Below are 12,055 nucleotides of genomic sequence, written 5' to 3'. Positions count from 1 at the left end.
GATCCAGCGCATCGGGGCATCGGACACAGCGGAAGGCGATCGCATTCGGTCGACGGGCGGGCGTACCGATGGAGGTAACCGCGTCGCGCGCGATGCCCGGCCACGGCTGGGTGCTGGCTGCATGTCTTCTCTTACTGATGGGCCTGTTCGCGGCGCTGGTGTCCGCCACCCAGTTGCGGCCCGGCGAAACCCGACCGGTTGAGGTCGCGCCGTCTTCGGATGGCGTGGTCCAGCTGCGCTTCGAATTGCCGGTCGAGGCAACGACGCGCTGGGCGCTGTGGTTCCCGCGCGAGCCGGTCAACCGGCTGCAGCTGGTCGCCGCCGATGGCTGGCGCAGCGAGGCGCTGGACTTCTTCAGCGTGGGCGCCGACGAGGGCATCCTGCCGGCCGGTTACGCGTTCCTGCTGCCGCGCAATGCGCACGGACCCATGGCGATCGAGGCCGAGGTCGACGGCGGACTGCATGGCAGCCTGCGGCCGGTGCTCGCGCAGGCGACCGACATCCGCCGGGTCGAACGCTCCGGCGTCGCGCTGGCGGGCGCCGTCTACGGCGGCCTGCTGACCCTCGCCGCGTTGGCACTGGCGCTGGCCTACGCGTCGCGTGACCGGTTGTTCATCGGCTTCTTCGGTTTCACCGTCGCGCTGGTGCTGCTGCTGCAGGCGATGAACGGACACCTGTACGGGCTGCCGGGCGTGCGGTTCTTCGGCCTGTGGCAGCTGCAGGGTCTTTCAGCGCTGACGCTGGTGCACGCGGCCGCCGCGCTGTGGCTGATCGAGGCTTACACGATGCGCGGGCGAAGCTATCGCCATGCGCGGCTGGTGCGCGGCATCGGCATCGGACTGATCGCGCTGGCGGCCGTGTTCCTGCTCAATCTGCCGTGGCTGGCGCGGGTCTCCCAGGCCGTGAGTGCGGTCGGCTGGACGCTGGCAGGGATCGCCGTCATCGGCATGCTGGCCGACGCCGCGCGGCGCGGCGTGTCCATGGCCTGGGCGTTGACCGTGGCGACCGCGCTGACGGTGCTGGCCGGCGTGTGGGTGGCGCTGGCGCGGCATGGCCTGGCGCCGGAAGGCCCGCTGCTGCATTACGGCTACCAGGGCGCCGCGGTCGCGTTCGCACTGCTGCTCGCGCTCGCGCTGACCCATCGCATCGGCGATTACCGCGACCAGCGTGACCAGGACAGGCTTGCCCGCCAGGACACCGAGCGCAAGATGCGCCGCGAGGCCGCGCGCGCGGATCTGTCGACGGCCTTGCAGACCCAGCTCAACGGGCTCGATCCGGGCGAGATTCCGTGGCAGGGCTTCCGCCTGCTGATGGACCATCTGCTGCCGCTGGTCCCCACCGAGTCCTGCATCGCGGTACTGCGCGGCTATCAGGGCCGCGACCATCTACTGGTCGAGCCGTCCGACGCATTGCCGTCGGTCGAACACGAGATCAACCGCCGCGGGCTGATCCTGCGCCGGCAGGCGACCGCGGGCCTGGCCCTGCAGCAGCCGGTGCGGCCGTCCGCGGGTGGGCCGGTGGTGGCGATGGAAGCGCTGATTCCGTTCCAGGTGCGCGCGCCGGGCTGGGGCGTGCTGCTGCTGCGCCGCGCCGGCGGCGAAGGCTTCACGACCGACGAGATGTCGGTGATCGGCGAACTCGCGCGCGTCGTGCAGTTGCATGTCGATCAGGCCGCGGCCGCGGTCAAGCTGCGCCGCTCGGCGGAGATCGACGCGCTGACCGGCACGATGAACCGCCGCACGATCGACGTCTGGATCGAACGTACCTTCGCCGAAGCCGAACGCAGCGGCCGGCCGGTCTCCGTCTTGTTCATCGATCTCGACCACTTCAAGTCGGTCAACGACCGGTTCGGTCACGCCTGCGGCGACGAATGCCTGCGCGAAGTGTCGACCGCGCTGCGCAGCGTGCTGTCGGAGGCCGACATGTTCGGCCGCTACGGCGGCGAGGAATTCATCGCGGTGCTGCCGGGCCGCGATGGCGCCGAGGCACGCGCGGTCGGCGAGCGCATGCGCACCGCGGTCGAGAACTGCGAAGTGCGACACGAGGGCCAGCGCGTGCGGTTGACGGTGAGCATCGGCATCGCCACGCGGCAGCGCGGCGAAGACGAGCCGGCCGCGGCGATCGCGCGCGCCGACAAGGCGCTGTATGCGGCCAAGCGCCAGGGCCGCAACTGCGTGCAGGTCGCACCCGCCGTCTTCAGCTGAGGTCTGCCGCAGCTGAAAACCGCCGCGCGGCGCTGCTACGCTGCGCGTCCCCCACGCGAGTTCCTCCGATGCACGACACCCCGGCCGGTCGCGCCGCCCTCGCGTGGATGCTGACCGGCGCCGCGCTGATCGGCACCAACGGCCTGATGGTGCGGCTGGCCGGCACGCCGCCGACGGTGTCGGCCTTCTACCGGATGCTGTTCGCCGGCGTGCTGCTGGCGCTGTTCGTGCATCTGCGCCGCGACTGGCGTCCGCTGCCGCAACGCATGTGGTGGCTGGCGCTGCTGCCGGCCACCGCATTTGCTGCCGACCTGTGGCTATGGCACCGGAGCATCCTGCTGATCGGCCCGGGCCTGGCGACGCTGCTTGCCAATGCGCAGGTGTTCTTCATGGCGCTGGCCGGCGTGCTGCTGTTCGGCGAACGCGTCGGCCTGCGGTTCGTGGCCGGCATTGCGTTGGCGTTCTTCGGCCTGTGGCTGATGCTCGGCGCGGACTGGGCGACGCTGCCGGCCGATTACCGCTGGGGCGTGTGGCTCGGGCTCGCGACCGGGCTGTGTTATGCGGTCTACAACATCGGGCTGCGTCATGTGCAGCGCGCCGGCAATGTCGGCGCGTCGAGCGCAGCTACTTCTGCGCCGGTGGCGCAAGTGCTGGCGATGGTGTCGCTGCTGTGCGCGGGGCTGCTGGGGCTGGCGGGCGTCGCCGAAGGCGTGTCGTTCGCGATTCCGACCTGGCAGGCGCTGGGCTGGTTGCTGCTGCTCGCCGCGCTCGGCCACTGCCTGAGCTGGATCCTGATCTCGCGCGCCATGCAGCACCTCTCGGTCGCACTGGTCGGCCTGCTGCTGCTCGTGCAGCCGGTCTGCGCGTTCCTGCTCGACATCCTCGTGCTGCAGCGCGAAACCCTGCCGCGCGAGTGGCTGGGTCTGGCTTTCACCCTGACCGGCATCTTCCTCGCGAGCCTGAAGAGGCGCACGCGGATGCCGCAGCAGCAAGTCTGAAGCCCTTGGAAGCGGGCATGCGCGCCCGCATCCAGAACGGACGGCAATCTGCCGCGAACCGGAGATATCGCGATGCTCGGAATCGGAGCCTGGAAACAGCGTCTGCCGCGGCCCCAGGACGCGCTGCCCGGTCGCGATACGCCGGTGACGCTGCACAACGCGCACGCGGTGCACGGCCGCCCGCTGCAGGATGCGTTCGAAGGTCTGGAGCAGGTGCAGTTCGGCATGGGCTGCTTCTGGGGCGCGGAACGCAAGTTCTGGTCGCTGCCGGGCGTGGTCACGACTGCGGTCGGCTATGCCGGCGGCGTGACGCCGAACGCGACGTATCGCGAAGTGTGTTCCGGGCAGACCGGGCACACCGAAGTGGTGCTCGTCGTCTACGACCCGGCGCAGGTCGCGTTCGAAACGCTGCTGCAGACGTTCTGGGAAAGCCACGACCCGACCCAGGGCATGCGTCAGGGCAACGACACCGGCACCCAGTACCGCTCGGCGATCTACTGCACGGCGCCCGCACAGGCCGCGCTGGCGCACCGCAGCCGCGACGCCTACGCGGCGAAGCTGCAGGCGGCGGGCTACCCGGACATCACCACCGAGATCCTCGACGAAGCGCCGCCGTTCTATTACGCCGAGAACGAGCACCAGCAGTACCTGCACAAGAATCCCGGCGGGTATTGCGGCATCGGCGGTACCGGCGTGGCCTGCCAGGTCGGCGTGCCGCTTTAGTTCGCGATCGACAGCGTTGTGCGATCAGCCTGGGCCGATCGCGCACACGTAGATCAGTTCGCAGGCGCCGCCACCGCTGTCCTCGCGCGTCAGTGATGTGCGCCATTGGGAGCCGTCCGGGGCATCGACGTCGACCAGCCATCCGTCGATGCGCACGTCGTCGCCCGCACGCAGTTTCGACAGGGCGCGGGCGACGCCGGCATTGGCCGGAATCATGTGCATGTTCGCGCTGCTGCGCATGATCTCGTCCGGCGGCAACGGCGGCTCGCCCTGCCAGCGGTAATGATAGAAGCGGCCGCCCTGGCCGAGTTCGAGCCGATCGAGCACTGAGTCCTCTCGCATCCGGCCCCAGCCGAGCGCGAGATCGGTCGGCGACAGCGATGCTTCCCGGCCGACCCGGTAGTCGCGTCGCAGCAGCAGCCGCGCTTCGATGCTGATGCCCGCGCGTGGCGTCAGCGTGCCGGCCTTCAGCGCAAACGGTTTCAGGTCGTGCGGTACCGGGCTCTGCAGCGGCACTGCGCCGGTCTGCACACGCGGCGGAAACGGGCACGCGTTCGAGATCCCGTCGGCGTGCGCAGGCGGCGCGGGCACGCGCGGTGACATCGGTGAGAACCACCAGCCCACCGCGACAAGCACGGCCAGCGCGAGCATCGTGCGCAGGCTCATTCGGCCCGCACTGTCCAAGTCTTCATGCGATATCCCCAGCCGCACTCCACGGCCCTGGACGGATGTTGATCGGGTCGATGCGCCGCGGCAAGGCGCCTGCCGTCTTAGACGGTTGCGTGCTCGAACAACGCGGGCGGCAGATCGCGCAGCACGCCCGCCAGTTCCAGCAGAAACGCGTGCATGGCCGAGCTGCGGCGCCAGACCAGGGCGATGCGCCGGGTCGGGCGGGTGTCGCTGAAATCGAGCAGGCGCAGATGCGGCGACGGCGCGACCGGCGGTTTGGTCGCCAGTACCGGCAGCAACGTCACGCCGACATTCGCGGCGACCATCTGCCGCAGCGTTTCCAGACTGGTAGCGCGGAACTCGGCGTGTTCGCCGGCGCCCGACAGACGACAGACGTCCAGTGCCTGTTCGCGCATGCAGTGTCCGTCCTCAAGCAGCAGCAGCTTCTGCGACGACAGCTCCTGCATGCTCAGGCGTTCGCGTGCGGCGAGTGGATGCTGGTCGGACACCGCGAGCAGGAACGGTTCCTCGAACAGGAACTCGGCATGCAGCGCGTCCTCGTCGACCGGCAAGGCGAGGATTGCAGCATCCAGGCGACCGTCGCGCAGGCGCGTCAGCAGCACGTCGCTCTTCTCTTCGACCAGCAGCAGTTCCAGCTGCGGAAACCGCGCGCGCAGCGGCGGTACCGCGTGCGGCAGCAGATACGGGCCCAGCGTCGGAAACAGGCCGAGGCGGATCGAACCGGCTTCGGGATCCATGCTGCGCCGGGCCAGCGCCTTCATCTGTTCGACGTCGCCGACGATGCGACGTGCGCGGTCGGCGACCTGCACGCCGATCGGCGTCAGCATTACCTTGCGCGGTGCGCGTTCGACGAGCGCGACGCCGAGTTCTTCTTCGAGCTTGCGGATCTGCGTCGACAGCGTCGGCTGGCTGACGAAACACGCGGCCGCGGCGCGGCCGAAATGCCGCTCGTCGGCGAGCGCGACCAGATAGCGCAGGTCGCGCAGGTTCACGGCGCGCGCTCCACGCACGTCCCGGATCGCGCAGGCGATGCCGGGATGTGCAGGGCGCGGGCCTTGCGCGGGATCACGCCGCTTCGGCCTCGGCCGTCTCGACGACCGGCACGCGGATCAGATGATCGAACGCGCCGAGCGCAGCCGTGGCGCCCTGGCCCATCGCGATGACGATCTGCTTGTACGGCACCGTCGTCGCATCGCCGGCAGCGAACACGCCGGGCACCGAGGTCTGGCCGCGGTCGTCGACGATGATCTCGCCACGCGGCGACAGCGCGACCACACCGTTGAGCCACTCGGTATTGGGCAGCAGGCCGATCTGCACGAACACACCCTCCAGTTCGACACGGTGGCTGTCGCCGCCGATGCGGTCGCGGTAGACCAGCGCATTGACCTTCGCGCCGTCGCCGAGCACTTCGGTCGTCTGCGCGCTGGTCACGATGCGCACGTTCGGCAGGCTGCGCACCTTGCGCTGCAGCACTTCGTCGGCGCGCAGCTGCGCGTCGTACTCGATCAGGGTGACGTGGGCGACGATGCCGGCCAGATCGATCGCGGCTTCGACACCGGAATTGCCGCCGCCGATCACCGCCACGCGCTTGCCCTTGAACAGCGGGCCGTCGCAATGCGGGCAATAGGCCACGCCCTTGTTGCGGTACTGGTCTTCGCCGGGCACGCCCATCTGCCGCCAGCGCGCACCGGTCGACAGCACCACGGTGCGCGACTTCAGCGCCGCGCCGTTCTCGAGCTTGATCTCGACCAGGCCGTCATCGCCCGCCGGCACCAACTGTGTAGCGCGCTGCAGATCCATGACGTCGACGTCGTACTCGCGCACGTGCTGCTCGAGCGCGGCCGCCATCTTCGGGCCTTCGGTTTCCTTGACGGAGATGAAGTTCTCGATCGCCATCGTGTCCAGCACCTGGCCGCCGAAACGCTCGGAGGCCACGCCGGTGCGGATGCCCTTGCGCGCGGCGTAGATCGCCGCCGCCGCGCCGGCCGGACCGCCGCCGACGACGAGCACGTCGAAGGGCTTCTTCGCTGCGATCTTCGACGCTTCGCGCTTGGCCGCGCCGGTGTCGAGCTTGGCGACGATCTGCTCCAGCGTCATGCGGCCTTGGTCGAACTTCTGGCCGTTGAGGAACACCGTCGGCACCGACATGATCTCGCGCGCCTCGACTTCCGACTGGAACAGCGCGCCGTCGATCGCCACGTGGCGAATGCGCGGATTCAGCACGGCGGCAAGGTTCAACGCCTGCACCACGTCCGGGCAGTTCTGGCACGACAGCGAGTAATAGGTTTCGAACAGGTAATCGCCATCGAGCGCCGCGACCTGCTCGATCGTGTCCTTGGCCGCCTTCGACGGATGACCGCCGACCTGCAGCAGCGCCAGCACCAGCGACGTGAACTCGTGACCCATTGGCAGGCCGGCGAAGCGCACGTCGATGTCGGTGCCCGGCGAGGTCAGCGCGAACGACGGCTTGCGCGCGTCGGTGCCGGCGGCGTCGACGGTGATCTTCGGGCTCGCATCCTTGAGGTCTTCGAGCAGCGACAGCAGCTCGCGCGACTTCGCGCCGTCGTCGACCGAGGCGACGATGTGGATCGGGCGCACCGCGCGCTCCAGATAGGCCTTCAACTGCGCCTTGAGATCGGCTTCCAACATGGCAACGCTCCTGACGACGGGTGGGGGCGTCCGCGACACGCCGTTGAGCGGCGCATCGGAACCGGGGGAGAGGGGTGGACCGCAGCCGGCGGGGGAGGGTGCCGGCTGCGGTCCACCCCCATCCGCGCTGGGCGGGATGGGGGCGGAAACGGCGCGATGGACTGCGCCGTCGGGTCGTTCGATCAGATCGGAACGATCAGATCTTGCCGACCAGGTCGAGCGACGGGGCGATGGTCTTCTCGCCGTCCTTCCACTTGGCCGGGCAGACCTCGTTCGGGTTGGCGGCGACGTACTGGGCAGCCTTGAGCTTGCGCAGGGTCTCGCTGACATCACGGGCGATCGCATTGTCATGGATCTCGAGAGTCTTGATCACGCCGTCCGGGTTGATCACGAAGGTGCCGCGCAGGGCGAGGCCGGCTTCTTCGATGTGCACGCCGAACGCGCGGGTCAGCTGGTGGGTCGGATCGCCGACCAGCGGGAACTGCGCCTTGCCGACGGCCGGCGAGGTCTCGTGCCACACCTTGTGCGAGAAATGCGTGTCGGTGGTGACGATGTAGACCTCGGCGCCCAGCTTCTGGAACTCGGCGTAGTTGTCGGCGGCGTCTTCGACTTCGGTCGGGCAATTGAAGGTGAAGGCAGCCGGCATGAAGATCAGGACCGACCACTTGCCCTTGAGGCTCTCGTTGCTGACTTCGATGAACTCGCCGTTCTGGAATGCGGTGGTCTTGAACGGCTGGACTTCGGTGTTGATGAGGGACATGAAAGCTCCTGGACGGGGGAAGGCGGGCGACTCGAAAATCGCGGCCGGCGAATCCGGCTGCGCATAGAGTAGGCGGCGCCTATCGATATGGGAAATCGATTATAGGAATTCAATCGATAGTCTTGGGCTATCGGTTTCCGTTCAGGAATTGACGGCGGGAAACGGTTCCACAGGGGCTTGCAATCGCTGTTGCGCTGCAGCAATATCGGGTCAACAGGCGTCGCGCAGCGGTTTCACGCGGCGCCAGCGGCCCTCCGGGGCTGCGTACCGGATTCCGTGTCCGTACCTCCCTCCCACACGTCCACGGAATTTTTGAAGGCGGCCTCGGCCGCCTTCATTTTGTCTGCTATTCGGCTTCGGTCGGATCCAGACCGATGAACGTCCGGATCGCCGGCAGTACCTCGGGCGCGCGCTCCGGGTCATAGAACGCGGCGGCGGTGACGAAGTGGTTGCCGCCCGAGACGATTTCCAGCGTCGAGTCCACGCCTTTTCGGCGCAGCGCGAAGTCCAGCTTGCGGCTGTTGCCGACATCGACCGTGCGGTCGCCGTCGCCATGGATCAGCAGGAACGGCGGCTCGTCGCCGTCGACGAACCGCACCGCCATGGCCTCGGGCCACTGGCTGCGCGGGCCGAAGATCTCCTCGAGCTTGCCGCTGATGACGAAGTCGTAGGGGCCCGACAGGCCGATCACGCCGGCCAGATCCTTCGGCTTGAGTTCGACCGCGGCCAGGTGCCGTGCGTCCGTGCCAAGCAGCGCGGCGATCTGCGCGCCGGCCGAATGGCCTGCAATGAACACACGGTTCGGGTCGCCGCCGTATTCGGCAGCGTGGTCGACGGTCCAGCGCACCGCGTGCGCGGCATCGCCCATGAAGGCCGGGAAGCCGGCGGCCGGCCAGGTGCGGTAATCCGCGACGATCGCCACCACACCGTTCTGCGCCAGGCGGCTGCCGACGAAGCGGTACTGCGCGCGCGTGCCGTACTGCCAGGAGCCGCCGTAGAAGAACAGCACCACCGGCGTATCGGGCGCGGCGTTCTGCGGGCGGTAGATGTCGAGCGCTAGACCGCGCGTGGTGTCGTAGACCGCAGTGGCATCCGGCTGTGTGCTGTCGCGATTGACGAAGCCGAAAAACGCGCTCTGACAGCCCGAGACCAGCAGGGCAAGCGTGGCGGCGACACAGGCGTGGATTGAACGGCGCATCGGTGATCTCCTCGAGGTGCGACACCATGCCCGGCCGGGGGCCGGCTACGATGTGAAGTCATGATTACGAATCCGAGTCCCGCGTTGGATGCATTGCTGCGCGACGCCGCCGCCCGCATCGACGCGACCGACGCGCGCTGGCTGCTCGCACATGCCGCCGGGCGCTCGCAGACCTGGCTGTACGCGCACGCACGCGATCCCGCGCCTGACGGCGTGGCCGCACGTTTCGAGTTGCTGGTCGCGCGCCGCGCCGCGGGCGAGCCGGTCGCCTATCTCACCGGTGTGCGCGGTTTCTTCGGGCTGGATCTGGCGGTGACGCCGGCGACGCTGATTCCGCGGCCGGAAACCGAACTGCTGGTCGAACTGGCGCTGGCGCAGCTGCCTGCCGAAAACGCACGACTCGTGGATCTCGGCACCGGCAGCGGCGCGATCGCTCTGGCGATCGCACGCGAACGACCCGACGCAGCGGTGCTGGCGACCGATGCCAGCGTGGAGGCACTCGCAGTCGCCCGTGCGAATGCGCAGGCGCTGGCGGTGTCGAACGTGCGCTTCGCCCACGGCGACTGGTACGCGCCGCTGGCCGGCACGCACTTCGACGTGATCGCCAGCAATCCGCCCTACATCGAAGATGCCGACCCGCATCTGGCGCAGGGCGATCTGCGCTTCGAACCGGCCTCGGCGCTGTCGTCCGGTGCCGATGGTCTGGACGCGATCCGCGTTCTCGCCGCGGGTGCGCTTGCGCACCTCGCGCCGGGCGGCTGGTTGTTGGTCGAACACGGTTTCGCACAGGGCGCGGCGGTACGCGCGCTGTTCGAACATGCGGGCCTTGTCGAGGTCGCGACCGAGCGCGATCTGGAGGCGCGGGATCGCGTGACGCTGGGCCGTGCGCCCGGGCTCCAAAGGGCCGGCTGATAGACTGGCGGCCGGTTTTTCCCGGATCCACGCGCATGCGCCAGCTCTATCCCGCCATCGAACCCTTCGACACCGGCACGCTCGCCGTCGACGACCGCCACACGCTCTATTACGAGCAGTGCGGCAATCCGAAGGGCAAGCCGGTGGTACTGCTGCACGGCGGTCCGGGTGGCGGCTGCAGCCCGAAGATGCGCAGCTTCCATGACCCGGCCAAGTACCGGATCGTGCTGTTCGACCAACGCGGCGCCGGGCGTTCGACGCCGCATGCCGATCTCGTCGACAACAGCACCTGGGATCTCGTCGCCGACATCGAGAAGCTGCGCACCCATCTGGGCATCGACCGCTGGCAGGTGTTCGGCGGCTCCTGGGGCTCGACGCTGGCGCTGGCCTACGCGCAGACGCATCCGCGCCAGGTCACCGAACTGATCCTGCGCGGCATCTTCATGCTGCGCCGCTGGGAACTGGAATGGTTCTACCAGGAAGGCGCGTCGCGCCTGTTTCCGGAAGCCTGGCAGCAGTACATCGCCGCGATTCCGGAAAGCGAGCGCGGCGATCTGATCGCCGCGTTCCACAAGCGCCTCACCAGCGACGACGAAGCCACCCGCCTGGCAGCCGCGCGCGCATGGAGCGTGTGGGAAGGCGCGACGAGCTTCCTGCACATCGACGCCGATTTCGCCGACAGCCATGCCGATGCGCAGTTCGCGCTCGCGTTCGCGCGCATCGAGAACCACTACTTCACCAATGCCGGTTTCTTCGAGGTCGACGACCAGCTGCTGCGCGATGCCTACCGCATGGTCGACATCCCCGGCGTCATCGTCCACGGCCGCTACGACGTGGTGTGCCCGGTGCAGAGCGCGTTCGACCTGCACCAGGTGTGGCCGAAGGCCGAACTCGTCGTCACGCCGACCTCGGGCCATTCCGCGTTCGAAGCCGAGAACGTCGACGCGCTGGTGCGCGCGACCGACCGCTTCGCCTGACGCACGCGCCGCAGGCGATCTGCGGCGACGTCATCTCAAACTATCGATGCACGACGGCAGGTCCGTCGCGCACAGGAAATTCCGATGTCTGAAGAAGAACTCGTCGTCAAGGACAGCAACGGCGCCCGTCTCGCCGACGGTGACGCGGTCACCGTGATCAAGGACCTCAAGGTCAAAGGCACCAGCGTCACGCTCAAGCGCGGCACGCTGGCCAAGAACATCCGTCTGACCGACGACCCCGACCTGATCGAATGCAACGTCGAGAAGGTGAAGGGTCTGGTGCTGCGGACGGAGTTCGTCAAAAAAGCTTGATGCGCAGCCAGCGCTCGTGCGGACGCGCGCTCAATCCGCCGGCGAACCATCCGGATTGAAGTCGACCATCCACAGCCCGGCCCAGAGCTTGAGATCGAGCTCGAAGCCTTCCGCATGTTTGCGCATCAGCCACGCCGGCGCAGTCGCGCGCGGCACGGTGTGGACGATGATCGCTTCGTCATCCACGCCGCCGCCGTCGCCGACCCGCGTCAGCTCGCGTGCACGCACGAAGGCGACGCGCTCGTTGCTCATGCCGGCGGTGGTCGGTCCGGTCAGCAGCACGTCGACGCGGCCGGCGGACCAGCCGGTTTCCTCGATCAGTTCACGCCGCGCGGCGTCTTCCAGCGAATCGGTGGAACCGCCATCGCCGACCAGGCCAGCCGGCATTTCGATCGTGCGGGCGCCCAGCGGCACGCGGTACTGCTCGACGAACAGCACTTCGTCGTCGGGCGTCACCGCGATCACCAGCACCGCCACGCCGTTGCCGCCGTGCGTGCGTTCGCAGGCTTCCCATTTGCCGTGGCGGACCAGCCGCAGCCAGTCGCCCTGATAGAGGACTTCGGTGTGTTCGCGCATCGATGGATTCGTCATGCGCCGATGCTAACGCGCGGCCGTGACGACCGACAGCGCGC

The 12,055-nt window shown here is 68.5% G+C and carries 11 protein-coding genes and 1 pseudogene; 6 read left to right on the top strand and 6 right to left on the bottom strand.

Annotated features, from left to right (window positions below):
• Nucleotides 1–68: 68 nt before the first annotated feature.
• From LU699_RS04080 to msrA, 3 genes are all read left to right on the top strand, one after another.
• Entirely contained in the window at nt 69–2,204 is a 2,136-nt protein-coding gene (locus LU699_RS04080; RefSeq protein ID WP_232134411.1) for a sensor domain-containing diguanylate cyclase, read from the top strand.
• A 68-nt stretch (nt 2,205–2,272) separates the two neighbouring features.
• The gene (locus LU699_RS04075; protein WP_232134412.1) at nt 2,273–3,202 is read left to right on the top strand and encodes a DMT family transporter; all 930 of its coding nucleotides are present in this window, start codon (nt 2,273–2,275) and stop codon (nt 3,200–3,202) included.
• Between the two features lie 72 nt (nt 3,203–3,274).
• The gene (gene msrA / locus LU699_RS04070) at nt 3,275–3,925 is read left to right on the top strand and encodes a peptide-methionine (S)-S-oxide reductase MsrA (RefSeq protein WP_232134413.1); all 651 of its coding nucleotides are present in this window, start codon (nt 3,275–3,277) and stop codon (nt 3,923–3,925) included.
• 24 nt (nt 3,926–3,949) lie between these two features.
• On the opposite strand, the gene LU699_RS04065 is transcribed toward msrA, so the two are convergent.
• From LU699_RS04065 to LU699_RS04045, 5 genes are all read right to left on the bottom strand, one after another.
• The gene (locus tag LU699_RS04065) at nt 3,950–4,591 is read right to left on the bottom strand and encodes a hypothetical protein (RefSeq protein ID WP_232134414.1); all 642 of its coding nucleotides are present in this window, start codon (nt 4,589–4,591) and stop codon (nt 3,950–3,952) included.
• A 104-nt stretch (nt 4,592–4,695) separates the two neighbouring features.
• Entirely contained in the window at nt 4,696–5,607 is a 912-nt protein-coding gene (locus LU699_RS04060; RefSeq protein WP_232134415.1) for a LysR substrate-binding domain-containing protein, read from the bottom strand.
• Between the two features lie 73 nt (nt 5,608–5,680).
• Nucleotides 5,681–7,264, bottom strand: coding sequence for an alkyl hydroperoxide reductase subunit F (gene ahpF / locus LU699_RS04055; RefSeq protein ID WP_232134416.1), 1,584 nt, complete (start codon nt 7,262–7,264; stop codon nt 5,681–5,683).
• A 196-nt stretch (nt 7,265–7,460) separates the two neighbouring features.
• Nucleotides 7,461–8,024, bottom strand: a complete 564-nt coding sequence (gene ahpC / locus LU699_RS04050) for an alkyl hydroperoxide reductase subunit C (protein ID WP_232134417.1) — start codon at nt 8,022–8,024, stop codon at nt 7,461–7,463.
• Nucleotides 8,025–8,370: 346 nt separating this feature from the next.
• A complete protein-coding gene (locus LU699_RS04045) occupies nt 8,371–9,222 on the bottom strand; it encodes an alpha/beta hydrolase (protein ID WP_232134418.1) in 852 nt (283 codons plus the stop codon).
• Between the two features lie 60 nt (nt 9,223–9,282).
• Here LU699_RS04045 and prmC point away from each other — a divergent pair, with 60 nt between their 5' ends.
• From prmC to LU699_RS04030, 3 genes and pseudogenes are all read left to right on the top strand, one after another.
• Nucleotides 9,283–10,134, top strand: a complete 852-nt coding sequence (gene prmC / locus LU699_RS04040) for a peptide chain release factor N(5)-glutamine methyltransferase (RefSeq protein ID WP_232134419.1) — start codon at nt 9,283–9,285, stop codon at nt 10,132–10,134.
• Between the two features lie 35 nt (nt 10,135–10,169).
• Nucleotides 10,170–11,111, top strand: coding sequence for a prolyl aminopeptidase (gene pip, locus LU699_RS04035; protein ID WP_232134420.1), 942 nt, complete (start codon nt 10,170–10,172; stop codon nt 11,109–11,111).
• 102 nt (nt 11,112–11,213) lie between these two features.
• Nucleotides 11,214–11,423 (top strand): annotated as a pseudogene (locus tag LU699_RS04030) (alkylphosphonate utilization protein); the annotation flags it as partial.
• A 30-nt stretch (nt 11,424–11,453) separates the two neighbouring features.
• Here the strand turns inward: LU699_RS04030 and LU699_RS04025 are convergent.
• Entirely contained in the window at nt 11,454–12,014 is a 561-nt protein-coding gene (locus tag LU699_RS04025; protein WP_425491048.1) for an NUDIX hydrolase, read from the bottom strand.
• Nucleotides 12,015–12,055: the final 41 nt, after the last annotated feature.

The organism is Luteimonas fraxinea (assembly GCF_021233355.1).
Lineage (GTDB): Bacteria > Pseudomonadota > Gammaproteobacteria > Xanthomonadales > Xanthomonadaceae > Luteimonas > Luteimonas fraxinea.
This window is presented reverse-complemented; position numbering and strand designations above follow the sequence as displayed.

Excerpts from the sequence above, each read along its gene's own strand:
- LU699_RS04065 (WP_232134414.1), bottom strand. The coding sequence starts at position 4,591 with ATGAGCCTGCGCACGATGCTCGCGCTGGCCGTGCTTGTCGCGGTGGGC.
- LU699_RS04080 (WP_232134411.1), top strand. The coding sequence starts at position 69 with ATGGAGGTAACCGCGTCGCGCGCGATGCCCGGCCACGGCTGGGTGCTG.
- LU699_RS04025 (WP_425491048.1), bottom strand. The coding sequence starts at position 12,014 with ATGACGAATCCATCGATGCGCGAACACACCGAAGTCCTCTATCAGGGC.
- ahpF (WP_232134416.1), bottom strand. The coding sequence starts at position 7,264 with ATGTTGGAAGCCGATCTCAAGGCGCAGTTGAAGGCCTATCTGGAGCGC.
- msrA (WP_232134413.1), top strand. The coding sequence starts at position 3,275 with ATGCTCGGAATCGGAGCCTGGAAACAGCGTCTGCCGCGGCCCCAGGAC.
- pip (WP_232134420.1), top strand. The coding sequence starts at position 10,170 with ATGCGCCAGCTCTATCCCGCCATCGAACCCTTCGACACCGGCACGCTC.
- LU699_RS04075 (WP_232134412.1), top strand. The coding sequence starts at position 2,273 with ATGCACGACACCCCGGCCGGTCGCGCCGCCCTCGCGTGGATGCTGACC.
- ahpC (WP_232134417.1), bottom strand. The coding sequence starts at position 8,024 with ATGTCCCTCATCAACACCGAAGTCCAGCCGTTCAAGACCACCGCATTC.
- prmC (WP_232134419.1), top strand. The coding sequence starts at position 9,283 with ATGATTACGAATCCGAGTCCCGCGTTGGATGCATTGCTGCGCGACGCC.
- LU699_RS04045 (WP_232134418.1), bottom strand. The coding sequence starts at position 9,222 with ATGCGCCGTTCAATCCACGCCTGTGTCGCCGCCACGCTTGCCCTGCTG.